9 protein-coding genes are annotated in these 21,359 nt (G+C 61.2%); all 9 read left to right on the top strand.

Going from position 1 to position 21,359, the window contains the following annotated elements; genetic code table 11:
* Positions 1-65 precede the first annotated feature (65 nt).
* The gene (locus GHO32_RS16935; RefSeq protein ID WP_153442924.1) at positions 66-12,575 is read left to right on the top strand and encodes a filamentous hemagglutinin family protein; all 12,510 of its coding nucleotides are present in this window, start codon (positions 66-68) and stop codon (positions 12,573-12,575) included.
* 270 nt (positions 12,576-12,845) lie between these two features.
* On the top strand, positions 12,846-14,450 hold the full coding sequence (locus tag GHO32_RS16940) for a ShlB/FhaC/HecB family hemolysin secretion/activation protein (RefSeq protein WP_178109959.1): 1,605 nt from the start codon (positions 12,846-12,848) through the stop codon (positions 14,448-14,450).
* Positions 14,451-14,475: 25 nt separating this feature from the next.
* Positions 14,476-16,293: a DUF2341 domain-containing protein gene (locus GHO32_RS16945; protein WP_153332547.1), complete on the top strand. Its 1,818-nt coding sequence runs from the start codon at positions 14,476-14,478 to the stop codon at positions 16,291-16,293.
* An 11-nt stretch (positions 16,294-16,304) separates the two neighbouring features.
* Positions 16,305-16,730, top strand: a complete 426-nt coding sequence (locus GHO32_RS16950) for a biopolymer transporter ExbD (RefSeq protein ID WP_153332545.1) — start codon at positions 16,305-16,307, stop codon at positions 16,728-16,730.
* A gap of 6 nt (positions 16,731-16,736) precedes the next feature.
* Entirely contained in the window at positions 16,737-17,417 is a 681-nt protein-coding gene (locus GHO32_RS16955) for an energy transducer TonB (RefSeq protein WP_153442926.1), read from the top strand.
* A 39-nt stretch (positions 17,418-17,456) separates the two neighbouring features.
* Positions 17,457-19,157: a putative porin gene (locus GHO32_RS16960; protein ID WP_153332543.1), complete on the top strand. Its 1,701-nt coding sequence runs from the start codon at positions 17,457-17,459 to the stop codon at positions 19,155-19,157.
* A gap of 18 nt (positions 19,158-19,175) precedes the next feature.
* Entirely contained in the window at positions 19,176-19,811 is a 636-nt protein-coding gene (locus tag GHO32_RS16965) for a DNA repair protein (RefSeq protein ID WP_153332541.1), read from the top strand.
* Positions 19,812-19,829: 18 nt separating this feature from the next.
* Positions 19,830-20,321 (top strand): YbjN domain-containing protein, encoded by a 492-nt coding sequence (locus GHO32_RS16970; protein ID WP_048372128.1) that lies wholly within the window; start codon positions 19,830-19,832, stop codon positions 20,319-20,321.
* A complete protein-coding gene (locus tag GHO32_RS16975) occupies positions 20,318-21,259 on the top strand; it encodes a peptidylprolyl isomerase (RefSeq protein ID WP_262125950.1) in 942 nt (313 codons plus the stop codon). Before GHO32_RS16970 ends, GHO32_RS16975 begins: the two co-directional genes overlap by 4 nt.
* The last annotated feature ends 100 nt before the right edge of the window (positions 21,260-21,359 follow it).

The following is a 21,359-nucleotide window of genomic DNA, read 5'->3' on the forward strand; positions in this document are numbered from 1 at the left end:
GCCAACTGCCTATCTCCTAAACGTGAAGCTCGCTTTCAAGCGAGAACCAATGAGGATGAGTCCAGATGGTCCGTTGCAAACCACCGGTTAACCCGAAAGCCCAAGGCCCTGGCGGCCAACTCACCGTGCGCCTCAAGCCATTGGCCCATGCCATTGCCTTGCTGATGGTGGCGGGTACTGCCCACGGTGCCCCGGCGTTCAGCTCCGGCTGGTTTGCCGATAAGGGCGCGTCTCAGGCTGCAACCGCTGCGCGCAACAATGCTCAAATGCCGAAGATTCCGACGCTGAATCAACAGGCCAAGGCCAATCAGCAGTTGCAACGGTCTTTGACCACCCTGAATACCAGTGTGGCGGCGATTGCTGCGCAGCAAGCCGCGCAGGCTGCCGGACGGCAAGCGGCGTTGGGGCAGGTGTCGAACATCCCGGACGGGCTGGGCAAAGGGGGGTTGCTGGTCGATAACAGCCTGACCCAAGGCTGGACCAACGCCAAAGGCCCGACGCAAACCCAGGCCGGTGGTAAAACCACCGTGACCATCGAACAGACCGCTGACAAGGCGATCCTCAACTGGGAAACGTTTAACGTCGGGCGCAATACCACGGTCGATTTCCAGCAGCAGTCAAACTGGGCCGCGCTGAACCGGGTCAACGATCCGAACGCCAAGCCCAGCGAAATTCAGGGCCAGATCAAGGGCGCCGGTACGGTCATGATCATGAACCGTAACGGCGTGGTGTTCAGCGGTACCAGCCAGGTCAACGTGCGCAATCTGGTGGCCGGTGCCGCGAACATCACCGATGACCAGTTCACCCAACGCGGTATTTATGTCGATGTCGACGGCTCAAAACCGACGTTTACCGACGCCGCAGGCAAGGTTGAAGTACAGCGCGGCGCGATGATTCAGACCCACGCCGCCACGCTCTCCACCGAGTCCGGTGGTTATGCCTTGCTGCTCGGTTCAGAGGTTGAAAACGCCGGCACCATCATCACCGCCAAGGGGCAGACCACCCTGGCCGCAGGCGACAGTTTTTATATTCGCCGTGGCGTAGGGACCTCAGGTAACCAGAACTCCACCACCCGCGGCAACGAAGTCGCGACCAGCCTCAAGGCGGGCAGCACGGCGGGTACGGTCGTCAACAATGGCCTGATCATGGCGTCGACGGGTGACGTGACGCTGACCGGGCACAAGGTCGAGCAAAACGGCGTGGCGTTGGCCAGTACTTCGGTGGACACGCGCGGCACGATCCACCTGCTGAACGCGGTCACCGATAAAACCGGCAGCGTGACCCTGGGGCAGGGCAGTACCACCGCGATCCTGCTGGATGCCACGGGCAATACCGCGCTTAACAGTCAGCGTGACAGTGGCCTGATCAACCTTGATGGCCGCCCGAACGCGGTCAATATGCCCACCGGGCAGTTCAACCACCTCAGCACCATCAGTGACCGTATCGATCAGTCCCGGGTCGAGATCGTCAGCGGCGCTACGGTGGAGTTCAAGGACGGTTCTATCACCTTGGCAACCGGCGGCCAGGTCGCAGTCACCGCGGCTCAGCGCAGCCTTGTCCGCGACGGCGCGATGATCGACGTGTCAGGCGCCGTGGGCGTCAAGGTGTCGATGGAATCCAACAATATCAAGATCAACGTGCAGGGTAACGAGCAGCGCGACGCGCCGGTCAACCGTGACGGCGGCAAACTGATCAACAACGATGTGTGGGTTGATCTGCGCGAACTGGTGTTTGTCCCGGCAGGCACCAACGGTTACGCGACGGATCGCTGGTACACCGCCGGTGGCTTGCTGGAAGTGGGCGGCTACCTCGGTACCCAAGGGCATACCGTGGGCGAGTGGATGGCTCAAGGCGGCACGCTGACCTTTACCGGCAATGAAGTGGTCACGGAGAAAAACGCGCAGTTCAACCTGTCGGGCGGCACCGTAGATGTGCAGGGCGGTTACATTCAACAGAGCTGGCTCAAAGGCCCGGACGGCCGCCTGTACGAATTGTCTAAGGCGCCGGGCGACATTTTGTATTCCGGCTTTTACAAAGGTTTTGAAGACACCAGCCAGCGCTGGGGCCGCACAGACTATTACTACAACCCGTTGATTGCTTCGCAGCGCCGCTACGAGGCCGGTTATACCGTGGGCAGTGACGCCGGCAAGCTGGTTATCGGCACTACCAGCGCCGTGCTTGAAGGCCAGTTGATCAGTGATGTGTTCCAGGGCGATCGCCAGATCAAAACCCCGATCATCAACATCGACGCTTATCAGCAGTCGCAGAAAGCTGCGGCGCAGCGGGCGCAACTGATCATCGGCAGCTACACGCCGGTGTTCAACAAGAGCACCGGGACCTTGCGCTACAGCTTGAACCCGGTCACCGGCGAGATCGTGTTTGACACGGGCGTCGAAAAAATCGCCAACGGCCTGGACCTTTTGGCTGCGTTGCCGACTGAGCGTCAAGGCAAAATCATTCTCGACAGTGATCAGCTCAATGGCTTTGAACTGAGCGCAATCAAAGGTTCTGCCAAGCAGCAAATCACGGTCAACAGCGCGCTAAAAGTGGCCGATGGCGGCGATATCACGCTGCTGACCCCACGGGCAGCCATCAATGCCAACCTGACCGCCCACGCAGGCAGCATCAACGCCGGCAACATTTTCCTGCAGCCCGACAGGGAGCGCGACATGACGGTGGGTGATGTCTACCTGCGGCCAAGCAACGGCACACCGGCGTGGGTCAAGGTGGCTGACAGGGTCAAACTCGACGCAACCGGGCGCTGGAACAACCTGGCGCAGGACGCTGCGAACAACCCTGGCGCGGCCTGGGTCAATGGCGGCAAGGTGTCACTGCGCACCACCGGCGACCTGGAACTGGCGCAAGGCAGTGTGATCGATGTGTCTTCCGGGGCCACCATTGGCCTGGACGGCAAGCTCATCGGCGGCAAGGGCGGCAGTGCAACCCTGGCGGCCATGCAGACGCTTGAGTTGGGCAGTGAGCTGCGCGCATACGGGGTCACCGGCGGCGGTACTCTGGCGGTACAGGCGCGCAAGGTGCAGATCGGCGACACTACCACGGCACCCGACGCCGACACCTTGCATGTGTCCGGTGATTTCTTCAAAAAAGGCTTCTCGGCCTACGACATCACCGGTAACGAAGGCCTGCTGGTCACCGACGGCACACACGTTGATGTTTCGATGCCGGTCTACCATCAGGGTGAACAGGCTGCGACCACGCCAACGGGCAGCGACCCGACCACCGCGCTGGAGCGCTGGACCCCGGCGCTGTACCAGGAAAACGCCCTCAAGGGTGTGTTGACCCAGCGCCGTGGCGCCAGCCTCAACTTGAACGCGGGTACCACCATCGCCTCGGGTGCATTGGCTGCGACCACTGCCCTGACGGTGGGTAAAGGCGCGGTGGTCACGGTTGATCCTGGTCAAGCGATTAACCTGCGCAGCATCGGCCAACTGACGGTCGATGGCACGCTCAACGCCTGGGGCGGCACTGTCAGCCTCGCGGGGTTGGCCAACAGCGAGTCGAATAAAATCGACGCCATCGGCCATGGCCGTTCGATCTGGATCGGTGAGCAGGCGGTCATTGACGTAGCCTCGCGTGCCGTGACTGGCGTTGACAGCCTTGGCCGTGTTTATGGTCAGGTGCGCAATGGCGGGCAGATCATCGTCGGCGGCGATGTCAATCCGGACACCGGCATCGCCAAGGCCAGCGATCTGTTTGTGGTGGTGCGCGAAGGCGCACGCCTGGATGCATCCGGTACTCAAGCCCTATTGGACATACCGGGGCAGGGCCGCGTCAACGTGGCCAGCAATGGAGGCAACATTGCCTTCGCTTCCAATAATGGCCTGTACCTGGACGGCAACTTCAACGCCAATGCCGGTGGTGCAGGTGCGGCTGGCGGGCGTCTGTCGTTGGCCCTGGAAGCTCCGTATTACCTGAAGGAGCACGTCACCAACCGGGTCTTGCCGGTGCGTGAACTGGTCTTGAGCCAGCAGCATAAAACCATTGCCTTGGCTGACAGTGCCGAAACAGCGGCAGATTCGTTGGTCTACGGCCATGGCGCACTGGGTGTGGATCAGGTCAAGGCAGGTGGTTTTGACAATCTGACGTTGCTGGTTCGGGGTGTGTTCAGCGTTGACGGTGATATTTCGCTGAACCTGGGGCAAAGCCTGCACCTGTATACCGGCGGCGTCAGCCTGACACGCAACGCTAACCCGACTTCTCACGTTAACTTCAGTGCCCCGCATGTGGTCCTCAGTGGCCTGCTCGAACCGGATAAATCCGGCATGGAAGCCTGGACGCGGCCTTACATCGCTGACACGACGCCAGGGTTCCGCAGCCAGGGCACGTTAGTCGTTGACAGTGATCTGCTGGACATTCGCGATCGCGTTGGTTTCGGCGACACGCTGAGCTTCGATAACGTCCAGCTCAACAGCAGCGGCGACCTACGCTTTCTCGCCGGGCGCGATGGCGGCGATACCTCCAGTGGCTTCAGTACCCAATTACGTACAGCGGGGGACTTGACCCTGCGTGCCGCGCGAATCTACCCGGGCTCTGACATCAACGCCCAAGTGTTGGTGGGCGACGTCAACATCATTAACAATCGGTTGGTTTTCGATCCGACCCGTACCCTGACCATCGAAAAGGTCGGCGATGATCACGGCGTGGCCCCGGACTCGGTGTTCGGGCGTCTGCAACTGGGGGCTTACACCATCAAGCAGGGCGGCGTATTGCGTGCGCCGTTGGGGATGATTGAACTCGGTAACGTGGGCGACTCCCGGGTTGAACTGTTGCCGGGCAGCCTGACGTCGGTCAGCGCCAAAGGCCTGGTATTGCCGTATGGCGGCACCGTGGATGATCAGGTTTATCGCTATAAGGGTAAAGACGTGGTCTTCGTCGGCCAGGGTGGCCTGGGACTGACCGGCAGCGGCGAGCTAACGGTCGGGGTCATTTTGGGCGGTGCCAAGGCGACGGTAATGCCCGGTGCCACCCTGGATTTGTCCGGCGGCGGGGAGTTGTTGGGCGCAGGCTTTATTTCAGGGCGAGGCGGTTCGACCGATGCACGTTTCAACCCGCTGGTGCAGTTTGGTGCCAACGGCGGCTTTACCTTGCCGGGCCTCGCGACCAACCCGGTCTACGCCATTGTGCCGGGCGTTCAAGCCGGCTATGCACCGGCCACGGGCGAAGCCGGCGCGAGCACGCCGCTGGTGGGCCAGCAAATCACTATCGGCGCAGGCGTGCCGGGCTTGCCCGCAGGCACCTACACCTTGATGCCGTCAACGTATGCCTTGAAACCGGGGGCTTTGCGGGTAGAGATCAACGGCCTGGCCGGGCAGGGCAGTGATGGCGCCACCACACTGATGCGCAACGGGTCTTGGTCAACGGCCGGGCAACTGTCGATTATCAATACGGGCATTCACAACAGCATTAACAGCCAGGTGATCCTGACCTCGGCCGACACCTTGCGCCGTTATTCGCAGTACAACGAAACCAGCTACGCCCAATTCGCCATGGCCGATGCCGCCAGGCTCGGTGTGCCACGGCCCATGCTGGAAGTGGACGCCAAAACCCTCAAGCTGGCGTTTACCGGCGGTGGCGGCAAAGACACCTTCACCTTCGACGGCATTGGCCAGTTTGAAGCGGCCAAAGGCGGTTACGGCGGCACCGTGGGCGTTATCAACCTGGGCGGCGCGACCCTCGAGAACCGCTATACCCAAATTGTCGATGCCAACAGCCCGCTGGAGGCTTTCGAAGGGCTGACGCTGACGGCGCAAAGCCTTAACAATCTGAATGCCAAGCGCATCCTTATTGGCGGCTTGCCCCAAGTGGAATATGGCCGTAACGGCAATATCGTCAAGTTCCCTTATGGCGTGAACACTCCGGGCAACTCGGTGTTTCTGCGCAGCGGTGCGACCCTCTCGGCACCTGAAGTGATGATCGTGGCAGGCCCCGGCAGCATCGTGATCGAGCAGGGGGCTTCGATTACCACCCTGGGTCGCGGTGCAGCTGCCTATGACGCTCGCGACGGGTTTGTTTACGAGGGTGTGCCGAGCATGCTGGCCGTGTCCAATGGCCTGATCAATGTGCTGCCTTATGTCAACCGCACCGGCGACCCGACGGGCGATATCCAGATCGGTGTGTGCCCGAGCGGCTACTGTTCGGGCCAGACCACGATCTATTCCGAGGGCAGTATCGTTGCCGCCACCGATAAATCCCTGCAACTGGACGATGCCGTGCGTTATGGCACCCGTCACCTGACGCTGGCCTTGAGCAACATTAACGTCGGCAGCACGGCCGGGCTGGCGGATGCAGCCGCGCGCAAGGTGTTGCCAGCGGGCTTGACCCTTAACCAGCAAGTGCTCGAACGTTTGCTGCGCGGTGACTCCAGCACCGGTGCCCCGGCGCTGGAAACCCTGCAACTGTCAGCGGGTCAGGCGTTCAACTTCTATGGCAGCACGCTGCTGGACACCTACGACGCCCAGACCGGCAAGTCGTTGCTGAACAATCTGGTGCTGTCGACCCCGGCGATCTACGGCTTGGGCAATGCCGAAGATGTCGCGACCATCCACACCGCCAATCTGATCTGGCAAGGTGCCACGGGCGCACCGGGCGCGGTTATCACTGACGGCGCCGGGACCGGCAGCGGCCGTCTGGATATCAACGCCGAGCGCATCGAGTTTGGTTATGGTCCGTTCGCCCAGCCCAGCAGCAACACCGTGTTTGACCGTCTGGTGCTGGGTTTTGCCAACGTCAACCTGAATGCCAGCGATCGCATCACCGCCAACTACAAAGGCAGCCTGTCTGTGTACCAACGCCAGGGCGCGTATGACCCGGTCACAGGCTTTGCTTATAGCGGCGGCAATCTCAACATCGTGACGCCATTAATGACCGGTGAAGGGGGTTCGCTGAACCGCATTACCGCGGGCGGTGCGATTGATATCTCTTCATCTGGCGGCCCTCGTGGCGCGGTCAACGGCTACGGTGGCGAGCTTTCCTTCAAGGGCGACACCCTTCGCCTGGCCTCGGCAGTGGTGCTGCCGAGCGGCAAAGTCACGCTGGACGCCACAGGCGATGTGGTGTTGACCGATGAATCGTTGATCGACGTGGCCGGTCGTGCCGTGGTGTTCAACGACATCACTAAATACGGTGCGGGCGGCAATGTATTGCTCGACAGCCGTCACGGTAATATCCGCCAGGCGGCGGGCTCGACCACCGACCTGTCAGCCAAACACAACCAGGGTGGCAAACTGCGCGCCGTGGCGCTGGACGCGGCGGGCGGTATGGTGGATCTGCAAGGCAAGATCCTGGGCGGCAACAGCGGTTATTACAATGCCGGTGGCACCCTTGTGCCGTATCAGGGCAGCAGCGTCGAAGTCCAGGCCCAGCGCCTGGGTGCCACAGGCTCGCTGGATCAGCAGTTTGCAGCGCTCAACCAGCGCCTCAATGACGGCGAAGTCTTCGGCGCCCGCAGCTTCCAGCTCAAGCAGGGTGACTTGACCATCGGTAACGGCCTCAAGGCCAATACCATCAACGTCTCGGTCGACAACGGCACGCTGCGTGTCACAGGCCTGGTGGACGCCAGCGGTGAACGCGTGGGCAGCATCAACCTGGCGGGTAAAAAAGGCCTGACCCTGGACGGCAGCGCGGTGCTCGATGCCCACGGCAGCCAGGTGCGTGTCGACAGCTACGGCAAAATCATCGATTCACCGAACCGGGCGATGGTGGTGCTGGGTTCCGGCACCGGACAACTGACCTTGGCAGACGGCGTGCGCATCGACCTGCGTCACGGCACTGCCGGCACGCAGGGCAATGACGGGCGCAACCGCGGCACCCTGGAAATGAACGCGCCACGCCTGAATAACAACGACATCGCCATTCATGCCAGCGGCCGTCTGGATATTAAAGGTGCGCGGGCAATCACCCTTAACGGCATGGCGACTTACGATGATGCGCCCGTGATGACCGATCCGACCGCCAGCGGCAAGCCGTATCAGGTGATTGATCAGGCGTATCTGGATGGCAAGCACGCCTTGAGCACGGCGTTTATCAATGCCGCGTTGCAAAACAGCAACCTGCTGAACAACAAGCTGGCCGGGTTGAACAACGCCACCTACGCTGACGCTTTCCACCTGCGTCCGGGCGTGGAAATCATCAGCAACACCGCGAATGGCGATCTGGTGGTGCAGGGCGATGTCGACCTGTCCGGCTATCGCTACGCCAGCCTCAACCGCAACAGCCAGAAAACCTCGGTGTACGGCTCGGGCGAGTCCGGCAGCCTGACCCTGCGCGCCGGGGGCGACCTGAGCATCTACGGCAGCATCAACGATGGCTTCGCGCCGCCGCCGGAAACAATGGATGACAACGGCTGGGTGTTGTTGAAAGGTCGAGACTTTACCAGCGGCGACACCATCGTGCCGGGCAATGGTGTGGTTCTGGCAGATGGCACCACCTACATGGCCGGCTCGGTACTGAATTACGATTTGCCGATCAAAGGCATGACCGTGGAGGCCGGGACGCGCTTGCCTGCGCGGGCAACATTGGCACAAGCGCTGACCTTGCCTGCCGGCACAGTGTTGGCGGCTGCGGTACTCGACGCTTCGGGTAACACGCTGCTGGCAGCAGGCACCTTGCTGAACCAGCCGTACACCTTGCAAGCCGGTACTCAACTGGAAGCCGGGACCTTGTTGGGTCAGTCCGCCTCGCTGCGCGCCATGGTCTGGCCAAAAGGCGTGCCATTGCCTGGCATGGCACGGCCCCTGAATACGATTGAAAATACCGTCACCCTGGATGGTGACATTACCTTGGCGCGCGGTGCGCTGATTCCGGTGGGCACCAACGTCAAGTTGGTGGGCGACGTGGATTCGATTCAGTTGCGCCCTGAAGTGGCCGGGCGTCAGGGTAAAGTCTGGGCCATTGCACCGATGCTGGCCGAGGGCTCGCAGTCGTGGTCGTTGCGTCTGGTTGCCGGGGCGGACACGGAGGCAGCCGACAGCCGCCTGCTTCAGCCGCACCCGAGTACCGGTACATTGCGCCTGGCTGACAGCCACTACGGCATGTTTGCCAAAGAGTTGCCACCTAAAGGCGTGCTGGTCTGGACCGCCTACGCGGTCAATGATCTTGGTGATGCGGGAGTTGTGGTCAAGGAAGGTGATCCGATTGATCAATCGGTTCTGGATGAGTTTGGTCTGGGCACGATTGCCGAGTTCTGCAGCAACTTTGCGGAGTATTGCCAGGCCAAAACCACCTATGTGTGGACCGAGTACGCCGCGGCTGACCTTGAGAGCATCGGTATCATCGTTGAGGTGGGCGGCGTGATCGATGACCAGTTCCTGGCGGACCTGGGGGTTGAAGGCGGCGCGTCTAAGTTCTGTGTGGATTCACCGGACTATTGCTTGTCCAAGAGCCCCAAGGAATATGCACCGCTGCCTACCAGTTCGAGCTTCAGCGTCGTGCGTACCGGCACCGGCGACCTGCAATTGCTCAGCGGTGGCAACCTGAGCGTGGACTCGTCTTACGGCGTTTACACGGCGGGTACTTCGTCTACCGGTACTTACGCGGGCGATCCTTTCAACCAGCCACGGGCGTTGCTGGGCGGCAGCACTGTGCTCAAGGAAAACCCCAGCTACTTCGAGCAGTTCGTCAACGGTGGCAGCGAAAGCCTGTACCGCGCCTGGTACCCCGAGGCGGGCGGTAACCTGACGCTGAACGTCAATGGCAACCTCACCGGCAACCTCGACAACGGCGGGCGCTATAGCCAGTTCAGACCCAACCCCGATGACTACGGCAACAACCGGGCGGATGTCGGTAACTGGCTCTGGCGTCAGGGCAGCGGCGACGTGGCCACGGGCGGGCAGGCGCAGCCGACGGCCTGGTGGATCAACTTTGGTACGTACACCAACATCATTTCTGACAACCTGATTGGCTTCACCGGCTTCGGTACCTTGGGTGGCGGTGACCTGGACGTGACCGTAGGGGGCGACGCAGGCTCCTTGAAAGCACCGACACCCACGCCCGATGGCAACAACAAACGCACCCAGGGCCTGGTGCTGGCCGTTGGCAGTACGGGTCGGGTGAGCAGCGATGGCAGCCTGCAACTCACCGGTGGCGGCGACCTGCGTCTGCAGGTCAGCGGTGCGCTCAACCCTCAGGCTCTCATCGAAACGCTCGGCAATCGTGACGGTGTGTTGATCAACACACGCGGCAATGTACAGGTGCAAGCCGGCAGTATCGGGCGCATCGACACCGTCTACGGCACTTCGGCCCAGGTGCCGGGTGATGTGCGTGCAGCCGAACCGTTGCGCGCCAGCCGCAGCAAACCGCAAGGCGGGATAACCCTGGTGGCAGGCGATGCCACGTTCAGCCTGCACACCTTGGGCGACCTGGTGGTGCAAACGGTTGAGGATGCAGGGCGTGTGACGCAGTACAACCGATCGGCCTTCAGCCGTGATGGTCTCATTGGCGGCTCCAGCAGCTGGTTTACCTTGTGGACGCCTGATACGGCCGTCGACCTGTATGCCGAAGGGGGCAACCTGACGCCGTTCATGGTGGGCTCGAACACCGACATGGCAGTGGTGTATCCATCGATCCTCAGGGCGACCGCCGCCAGTGGCAGTTTTTACTACGGCAAGGCCGGCACCACCCGTGATTACGCGAGCTACACCTACCCGCTGCTCCTGGCACCGGGCAAAAACGGGCAACTGCAGTTCCTTGCGCAGGACTCGATTTACGCCGGTGGCTTTAGCGTGACCCAATCCAGTACAGCGCTCAGCAGCATCGCCACCCCGTGGAATCCGGCCTTTTTTGCCACACTCGGGCGGCAGAACTACAGCAACCTGTCACAAACCGGTAACTACGGCACTTACGGCAATGGCGGGCTGTCACTGTTTACGTTTGGTCCGGGTACAGCCTCTGAAGCGTTGAGTAATAGCGCTGATCCTGCGCGCTTCTATGCAGTGAAGGGTGACCTTGTGGGCGTCAACAGCGGCCGGATCATTGCGTACCAAAACGCCAACGTGGCCCATGTCGGCGAGACCTGGTACGAAGGCAGTCGCCCGGTGTGGATGATGGCCGGGCGCGATATTGTCAGCAGCGGTGCCAACCCGGGTGACAATGGCGAGATTTATCCGGGTGTGATCACCACGGGTAACCTGTTCGTTCATAACAACGCGACCGACATCTCCATCGTCTCGGCCGGGCGCGACATCATTTACAGCAGCTTCAACATTGCCGGCCCGGGTGGGCTGGAGATCACCGCCGGGCGCAGCATCGTCATGGACGACAAGGTCAGCGTGACCAGCATCGGGCCGATCATTGCTGGTGATTTGCGTCAAGGTGCGAGCATTGCCCTGCAAGCCGGTACGGGCGCCAACGGTGTGGACTACCAGCGTTTTGTCGAGGCTTACCTCAATCCGGCTAACCAATTGGCTGCGGGTGAACCGTTGTCAGTGTCGGGCGGTAAAGTGGCCAAGACCTACGAGAAAGAGCTGGTGGCATGGTTGGCTGAACGCTTTGGTTTTGCCGGTGACAGCGAGCAGGCAGTGGCTTACTTCAATCAATTGCCAGGCGAGCAGCAGCGCGTGTTTGCCCGCGAGGTGTATTTTGCCGAGCTGCAGGCAGGCGGTCGCGAGTACAACCAGGCCGGTGGCGTGCGTGAAGGCAGCTATGCCCGTGGCCGGGCTGCGATTGCGGCGCTGTTCCCGGAGAAGGACGTGGCGGGTAACCCAATCGCTTATCAGGGTGACATCCGCATGTTTGGCGGCTCCGGGGTTCACACCGACTTCGGTGGCAGCATCCAGATGCTCACCCCGGGCGGCAGCCAGACGTTTGGCATCGAGGGTGTCGCACCGCCAGCTTCGGCGGGCGTCATCACCCAGGGCGCGGGCAATATCCAGCTGTACTCACAGGGCAGCATCCTGCTGGGCCAAAGCCGGATCATGACCACCTTCGGGGGGGCGATCATGGGCTGGTCCGCCGAAGGTGACATCAACGCCGGCCGGGGCTCGAAAACCACTGTGGTCTACACACCGCCGAAACGCACCTATGACAACTGGGGCAACGTCGCCCTGTCGCCTTCGGTGCCAAGTACCGGTGCGGGTATTGCCACGCTCAACCCGATCCCGGAAGTGCCGGCAGGCGACATCGACCTGATTGCACCCTTGGGCACCATTGACGCGGGCGAGGCGGGGATTCGCGTGTCGGGCAACATCAACATCGCCGCCTTGCGTGTCGTCAACGCGGCGAACATCCAGACCCAGGGCAAATCGTCCGGGGTGCCGGTGTCGGCAACCGTCAACACTGGAGCCTTGTCTTCTGCCAGCTCGGCGGGCGCGGCAGCGTCCCAGGCAGCCGACAACGCCGCGCGCAACCAGCAGGCGGCGGCGCGGCAGCAACGTGCATCAATCGTCACCGTTGAAGTGTTGAGCTTTGGCAGTGAGTCGGTGCAACACGGGCCGGAACAAACCCGGGCGCAGCCCGGTTACAACCCCAACAGCCCAGTGCAGGTGCTGGGCGCCGGGCCATTGAGTGAACAGGCACGTGCGAGCTTGACCGACGAGGAGCGGGGTCAGATCAGCCTGTAACCGCAGCACATTTTTGTAGTTCGACCTTGGGGTGATCATTGATCACCCCTTTTTTTTGGCACCTCATTTCGCTGTAGGAGCGAGCTCGTCTCGCGATCTTTTAACGATCAAAAGATCGCGAGACGAGCTCGCTCCTACAGGGACTTTGGGTCCTGTTTAAAAAGATGAATGAAGCTTTTATGACATCAGTTCGGTAGCCCCCGACCACGCCGGTCTTACCTGTGTAACGCGCTAGGCAACGGGTTTTATTACGGCAATTTAGGGGGCGGTGTGGAGCATTTGTTCAAGTCAATCAGGCCGGTCGGCGGCGCAGCGCTGTGCTGGCTGGCGCTGGCGCAGCCGGTACTGGCGCAAGAGCAAGGCGCGCAGGCGCAAGGTGCAGAGCGGCGGGTAGACGTCAACGAGTACTTCGTACGCGGCAATACCGTGCTCGACGCGCAGGCCATCGAAGAAGCGGTGTATCCCTTCCTGGGGCCACAAAAAACCTTGAGTGATATCGAGGGCGCCCGCGATGCCCTGCAGAAGACTTACCAGGACCGCGGCTATCAATCGGTGTTTATCGAACTGCCCGAGCAGAAAGTCGACGACGGTATCGTGTACCTGCAAGTCAGCGAAACCAAAGTCGGGCGGGTACGGGTGGTGGGCGCCAAGCACTATTCGCCTGTAGAAATCCGGGAAGAAGTGCCGGGCCTCAAGGAAGGCACCGTGCCGGATTTCACCAGCGTGCAAACCCAGCTCGCAGGCATCAACCGCAACGCCGGGCGCCAGGTCACGCCACTCGTCCACGAAGGGCAGCGCCCCGGCACCATGGACATTGACCTGCAAGTCGAAGACCAAAGCCCCTGGCATGCCAGCCTGGGCCTGAACAACGACTACAGCGCCGACACCAAAAGGCTGCGCAGCGTCGCCACCGTGGGTTACGACAACCTCTGGCAGTTGGGCCACAGCGTTTCCCTGACGTTCTTCACCGCCCCGCAAGACATGGATAACGCCAAAGTCTGGTCCGGTTCTTATACCGCGCCTTTGAGCGAACGCTGGAGCCTGCAGTTCTCGGGTTATCAGTCGGACAGCAACATCGCCACCATCGGCGGCAGCAACGTGTTGGGTAAAGGTCATTCTTACGGTGTGTCGGCCATCTACAGCCTGCCGTCGAGCGGCACATGGGCCAACTCGCTGTCGGCCGGGGTTGATTTCAAAGACTTCGATGAGCAACTGCGCTTTGGCGAAAGCAACGACAAGGTGCCGCTCAAGTACGCGCCGCTGACCTTTGGCTACAACGGTTACAACTACACCGAACAAACACAGCTGGGGCTCGGCCTGAACCTGGTGATCGGCACCCGGGCTTTTTTCGGTTACGGCAGCGACTCCCAGGAATTTCGCGACAAGCGCTGGGATGCCAGCCCGAGCTTCGCCGTGCTCAAGGGCGACGCCAACCTGACTTCTACGTTCAAGAACGACTGGCAATTGGCGTCCAAGGTCGGCTTCCAGTTGGCCTCTGGCCCGCTGGTGTCCAACGAACAGTATTCCGCCGGCGGCGCCACCTCGGTGCGCGGTTACCTCGCCGCCGAGCGCACCGGTGACGAAGGCTACCTGCTCTCGCAAGAAGTACGCACCCCGTCGCTGGCCAAATACCTCGGCAGTTACGTGCAGGAATGGCGCTTTTACGCCTTTGCCGACGCGGCACAGCTGTACCTGCGCGACGCGCTGGAAGAGCAAGAAGACGACTACCGCCTGGCCAGTGTCGGCCTAGGCACCCGCGCCAGTTTGAGCAAGTGGCTGTCCGGCAGCCTGGACTGGGGCTACCCGCTGGTCGATGGCCCGAACACCCAAAAACATGACTCTCGACTGCACTTCAGTGTGCAGGCGACTTTCTGATTCGCTTTCACGGAGATCCGTTCACATGCAACGCATATTAATGAGTCTGTTGATTTGCCTGGGCTTCGCGCTCCCGGCCACCGCCCATGCCTGGTGGCAGGATGACTGGCACTACCGCAAACAGATTTCGGTGGACACCACGCCACAAGGCGCGGCCATTAATGACCCGCTGGGCCGCACTGCGTTGCTGGTTCGTTTGCACACCGGCAACTTCACCTTTGACGGGGTCAAGGAAGACGGTTCAGACCTGCGCTTTGTCAGTGCTGACGACAAGACGGTGTTCAATCACCAGATCGAAAGTTTTGACCCGCTGATGGGCATGGCGCTGATCTGGGTCGATGTACCGAAGGTCGAAGGCGGCCAGCGTCAAGACCTGTGGATGTACTACGGCAATCAGAAAGCCGCGGCCACTTCGAACGGTCAGTTGACGTTCGATCCAAACTACACCGCGCTTTACCATTTTGAAGGCGCCAACGGCACACCGGCACGTGACACCACGGCGTACGGCAACACTGCACAAAACGCCACCGGCACCAGCATTGACGGAGTTATCGGGCGTGCCTTGCAGCTTGGCGGCCAACCGGTGTTGCTGCCAGCCAGCCCGTCGCTGCAACACAACGCGGGTGCTGCCTTCACCTTCAGCACCTGGTTGCGTCTGGACCAGCCGGCCGGTGAGCAACTGTTGCTGGCCCGCCGTGAAGCCGGTCACAGCCTGTTGGTCGGTGCCGATCAGGGCGTGCCTTTTGTTGAAATCGACGGCCACCGCGCCGTCTCGAACCAGCCACTGAACCCGGGCCAATGGCAACACCTGGCACTGACTGGCGAAAGCGAAAAAACCTCGTTGTTTGTCAACGGCCGTGAAGCCGCCAGCCTGGCAGTGGCCATGCCTGCCTTCAATTCGCCGATGGCCATTGGTGCTGATGTGCCGCAGGCCGCTGAGGCTGAGCCAAGCCACTACCAACCGTTGAATGGGGCCATTGACGAGTTGCGCCTGTCCAAGGTCGCACGCCCGGCCAGCCTGCTGCTGGCAGATGCCACCGCGCAGGGTTCCGAGTCCAAACTGGTTGCCTATGGCGTTGATGAAGAACAGTCGGGCTTCGGCTTCGGCAGCCTGGGTTTCCTGTTCAATGCCGTGCCGATGGATGCCTGGATCATCATTTTGGTGCTGGTGGGCATGATGATTCAGTCGTGGATCATCATGATCCGCAAAAACCGCATGGTCACTCGCGTCAGCAAGGCCAACGAAGTGTTCCGCGAGCAGTTCGCCCAAGTTGGTACGCGTCTGGAAATGTTTGCCGATGACAAGGCCCTGGCCGAGCGTCTGACCCATTCGCCGCTGTGGCGCCTGTACCTGGTGGCGGTCAAGGAAATCCGTACCCGCCGTGCCCAGGGCGCTGATACCTCGTCGGTGTCTGCCGCCACCATCGAAGCCATCCGTTGCTCCATGGACGGTGTGCGCACCCGTGAAAACCAGCAACTGAGCTCAAAGCTCTCGACCCTCTCTAACGCCATCGCTGGCGGCCCTTACATCGGCCTGCTCGGTACGGTCATGGGGATCATGGTGGTGTTCCTAGGCACCGCGATGGCCGGTGACGTGAACATCAACGCCATTGCACCGGGAATGGCGGCCGCCTTGCTGGCCACTGCCATGGGCCTGTTCGTCGCGATCCCGGCACTGTTTGGCTACAACCGCCTGATTACCCGCAACAAGGAAGTCAGCGCTGACATGCGGGTGTTCGTCGATGAGTTCATTACCCGCCTGGCGGAAATGCACGGCGAGAGCCAATTCAGTGAAGCAGCGCATCAGCGCGGCCATCACGCCAACGCCGCGTTGCCGGCCTGAGGAGAAACGTCATGGCTTCTGTAAACGCCGCCCACGACGATGACGATGATGCCGCCGTCGACAGCATCAATATCACGCCCCTGGTAGACGTGCTGATGGTGGTGTTGGTGATGTTCATCCTCACCGCCACCGCACAAGTGTCGGGCATCCAGATCCACCTGCCTAAAGCCAGTGCTTCGGTGTCGTTATCCGAAGCCAAGACCAAGGCGATTTCGGTGAACGATGCCGGGCAAGTGTTCCTCGATGCCTACCCGGTCACCTTGAGCGAACTGGAAGAACGCCTGCGTATCGAGAAGGCACAAAGCCCGGATTTCCCGGTCATCGTGCGCGGTGACGCCTTGGTCCAGTACCAGAAAGTCATTGAAGTGCTGGACCTGCTGCGCCGCCTGGAGTTGTCCCAGGTCGGCCTGGTCACCGGCAAACCGAGTCAGGGCTGATACGACATGAGCGCACAGACTCCAAACACGCTCTTGCGCCCGCTGAAATGGGGCGCAGGCCTGCTGCTGGGCGGTGTTGCTGCCTGGTTTATCTGGCAGTGGGCCAATGACATGAGTGGCGTACGCCGGGAGGCGCCGAAGGTGCCAACGATTATCCCGTTGCCGCCACCACCGCCACCGCCGCCGGAAAAACCCAAGGAGCCTGAGCCGCAGGTGGAAGAAAAGGTGGTTGAGTCCGAGCCGTCACCGGAGCCCGAAGACGTCAAGCCCGAGGAAGAAGCGCCGCCGTCACCGGCAGATGACCTGGCCAACCCGATGCAAATCGATGGCGACGCCCAGGCCGGTAACGACGGGTTCAACGTCGGCGCGGGCAAGGGCAGCGGCATGGCCGGTTCTGGCGGTGGCGGCCTGGGTACCGGGACGTACAAGCAATACCTGGCGGGGGTCTTTCAGCGCCTGCTGCGCGAAGACCCGGAACTGCGCAAGAAGGCTTACCAGGTGCAGGCCGACCTGTGGCTGAGCGCGGATGGCCAGGTCACCCGTGTGGTGCTGGTGCAGTCCAGCGGTGACGCCCAAACCGATGCTCAGGTGCTGGCTGCCTTGCGTGCGCCGCATGCCACGCAGCGCACACCGGCTTCGCTGACCTTGCCGGTACGACTGTCCCTGAAGGGCCGTCGTCCGGAGTGATTGAACTTTTTTGCAGTTTTTTACAGGAGTTGTGAGCACATGATTTCCCCCGTGAATCGACTGACCCTGGCGGTCGGCATGGTCATCGCGACCCTGGTTGGCCCCGCATCGGCAGCGACTGCCGCGCCCTCGGAAAACGCTACGATCAACCTGATCCGCCTGCTGGTCGAGCAAGGCGTGCTCAAGCAAGCGGCCGCTGACGGGCTGATTGCCCAGGCCGAACGTGAAGCTCAACAAGCCCGTCAAGCCAGCGCAGCCCCGGTGGTTGCCGCTGGCCCTGTGGCAGCGCCTGGTGATGTGCGGGTGCAATACGTGCCGACCGCCGTGCGTGACCAGATTCGTGATCAGGTCAAGGCTGAAGTGATGGCCACCGCCAAGCAGGAAAACTGGGCTCAGCCCAACACCTTCCCGGAGTGGGCGTCACGCATCAGCTTTGACGGCGACATCCGCCTGCGCGACGAATCACGTTACTTCTCGGGCCACAACAGCAATGAAATCGTCGACTACGCCAAGTTGAACGAAAACGGCCCTTACGACGTTAACAAAGACAGCAACACCAAGATGCCGCCGTTGCTGAACACCCGCGAAGACCGCGAAAACCTGCTGCGCCTGCGTGCGCGTCTGGGCATGAAAGCGATCATCTCGCCGGAATGGACGGCGGGTATCCGGGTCGGCACCGGCAATGACAACAGCCCGGTATCGGCCAACCAGACCCTGGGCGGCGGTTTTGGCAAGAAAGACCTGTGGCTTGACCAGGGTTACTTGAGCTGGAAAGCCATGCCGGGCCTGACCTTGACCGGCGGCCGCTTTGCCACCCCGTTCTACTCAACGGACATGATGTACTCCAAAGACCTGAACTTTGACGGGATTGCAGCCAACTTCAACCACACGCTCAACAAGGATTGGGGTGTGTTCGCTACGTTGGGCGCGTTCCCGGTTGAGTACAGTTCGGACACCGCGAGCAGCAACGGGCTGGACAAGGAAGACAGCAAAAACAAGTGGATGTTTGGCGGCCAGATCGGCGCTGACTGGAAGCTCAACAGCGACAACAGCCTGAAGGGCGCGCTGGCTTACTATCGCTTTGAAGACCTTGAAGGCAAACGTTCTGCTCCTTGCAAGCCGTGGCAAGGCCAGCCGGGCTGCGACACCGACGGTTCCCGCCTGACCTTTATGCAAAAGGGCAACACGGTGTTCTTGCTGCGCGACATCGTACCGAACCCGGATACCCCGGGCCTCACGCCACAGCCTCAGTTTGTCGGCCTGGCGTCCAAATTCGATGTGCTTGACCTGAATCTGGCATGGGACACCCAACTGCCGGAAAACCTGATGCTGCGCACCCAGGGCAACTACATCCGCAACCTGTCATACAACAAAGGCAAGATGCTCAAGCGCTCGGAAGGCGAGATTGTCAACAACCTCAACAGCAGCGGCGAGTTTGAGAGTGGCGGCAACGCAATGATGCTGCAATTCACCCTCGGTAACGCGCTGGAAATGCGCAAGCGTGGCGACTGGAACGTGCTCGCGGGCTACAAATACATCCAGCCTGACGCCTTGCCGGACGGCTTCAACGACTCGTCCTTTCACCTGGGCGGCACCAATGCCAAGGGCTATTTCGTCGGCGGCAGCTACGGCATCGACAAAAACATCTACGCCAGTGCTCGTTGGTTGAGCGCCTCCGAAGTGTATGGCGCGCCGTTTGAGGTCGACGTGATGCAACTGGAACTCAACACGCGCTTTTGATGCGCCGGGAGAAACCACATGAACACCCGAATTTGCGGCCTGGTACTGGCCCTGGGCAGCCTGGCCGCGACCGGTGCATCAGCCGAAGGCATGGAGGAGCGCCTGCGCACGCAATTGCGCAGCACCACTGCGCAATTACAGGCGCTGCAAAGCGAGCAGGCCCAGGCCAGCGCCGCGCGCATCGCTGCCGAAAACCAGGCCAAACAGGCGCAGGCACAGATCAAGCAATTGACCGCCGAGCTTGAGAAAACCCGAGGCGTGGCCGAGCAGTTGGTGGGTCAGCAACAGAACCTGCACAACCAGGCGCAAGCCCAGGTAGCGGCGAGCAACGAACAGACCGGCAAGTTTAAAAAGGCCTATGAAGACCTTTTGCAACTGGCGCGGGGCAAAGAAGCCGAACGTGCACGCTTGCAGACGCAATTGACCGAACGTGACACACACCTGCAGCAATGTGTTGCCAAGAATCAACAGATGTACGGCGTGGCCCAGCAACTGCTCGCGGCTTACGAAAAAATCGATGTGGCTGAGGTGATGAGTATTCGCCAGCCATTCGCCAGCGGCGCACGGGTCAAGTTCGAAGAACTGGCCCAGGGCTTTGGCGACGATTTGTACAAGACCCGGTTTGATGCACCTCAAGCAGCCCTCAATCATTGATAGACAAGGAAGCACACCATGAGCGATTTGATCACTAGCGTTACCGTCCAGACCCTGACTGAGCTGCTGCAAGCGGCAGGCTACCGCGTCAACGAAACCGAACAGAACGGCATCGTGCAACTGCTCAGCGCCAGCCAAGGCATCGGTTTTGCCGTGCGTTTCGGTAACCCGGCAGTGGAGCAGGGCAGCTACGTTGACTTTACCTACAGCTGTGCATTGCGCGTTCAAGGCCAACTGCCACAAGGCCTGACCGAAGTGTGGAACGCTTCGCGGCGCTTTGCTCGCCTGTCGCTGCAGGGCGAGTTCTTGCTGATGGAAATGGACGTGGTCGTGGCCGGAGTCGGTGAAGTCCACCTGCGCAGCCAGCTGGAGCTATGGGACCGCTTGCTGCAAGAGTTCATCGTGTACCTGCGTGAATACAGCCAGCAAGCGGCGCAGTTGGCAGCCCAGGCCGAGAAACAAGAACAGACCGAGTCTGTCGACAACCGCGAAGAGGCAACTGCCCTGTGAAGAAACCAACCCTGGTGGTCGGCGCGGGCGCGTTGACCTTGCTGGTGGTAGCGGTGGTATTGAGCCTGCGTCCGGGTAGCGACCCGGTTGCCGCTCAGCAACCGGCGCCGGTCCTTGATCTGCAGCAAAGCGGCCCTGCGGTCGCCCGCCTGGGCAGTCAGCAAATAGATGTCCAGGAACTCAAGTCGGTGATGGCGACTTTACCGCCCGAGGCCCGCGAGCAACTGCGCAGCAACCGCAGTGCTCTGGAGACCTGGCTGCGTTCCCGATTGGCACAAAAGGCCGTTCTGGAACAAGCCGATGCCCAGGGCTGGCGTCAGCGCCCCGAGGTTGAGCAACAGACTCGCGCTGCCGCCGAGCAGATCGTATTCCGCGATTACATGTTGTCGGTCAGCGAAGTGCCGGCCAACTACCCGAGCGCCGCCGAACTGCAAGCGGCCTATGACAGCGGCAAGGCTCAATGGGGGACGCCGGCACAGTATCAAGTCAGCCAGATCTTCCTCGCAGTGGGCCCGGGGCAACGCGCAGAAGGGGTGCGCCGCCAGGCGTTGGAGCTGAGCCGCAAGGCTCAAGAGGCGCCGGGTGAGTTTGCAGAACTGGCGACCCAGTACTCGCAAGAGCCCAACAGCGCCGGGCATGGCGGGGACATCGGGATGCAGCCGCTGGAACAGCTGCTGCCAGAGGTACGTGGCGTGGTCTCGCGGCTCAAGGTCGGTTCAGTGTCGGATGTGGTGCAAAGCTCGGCGGGTTTTCATGTGCTCAAGCTCACGGCCCAACAGCCTGCACGTACCGCCACCCTCGACGACATGCGCGAGCGCCTGACTCAGGCCTTGCGCGCCCAGCGTCAGGAGCAAATCGCCAAGTCGTATCTGGAAGGCATGCTCAACACGGCAACCCTGAGCATCGATGGTGCGCAGTTAAACAAAGTACTTGAGTAAACCCCGCGCAAGGACGCGACACTGCAACAGGCTGCGATTACCAACAAAATCAACAGATCGCAGCTTGCCCCGCGCCGGCACCAAGACAGGGAGTCACCCT

Source organism: Pseudomonas sp. FSL R10-2189 (genome assembly GCF_009600325.1).
Classification (GTDB): Bacteria; Pseudomonadota; Gammaproteobacteria; order Pseudomonadales; family Pseudomonadaceae; genus Aquipseudomonas; species Aquipseudomonas helleri.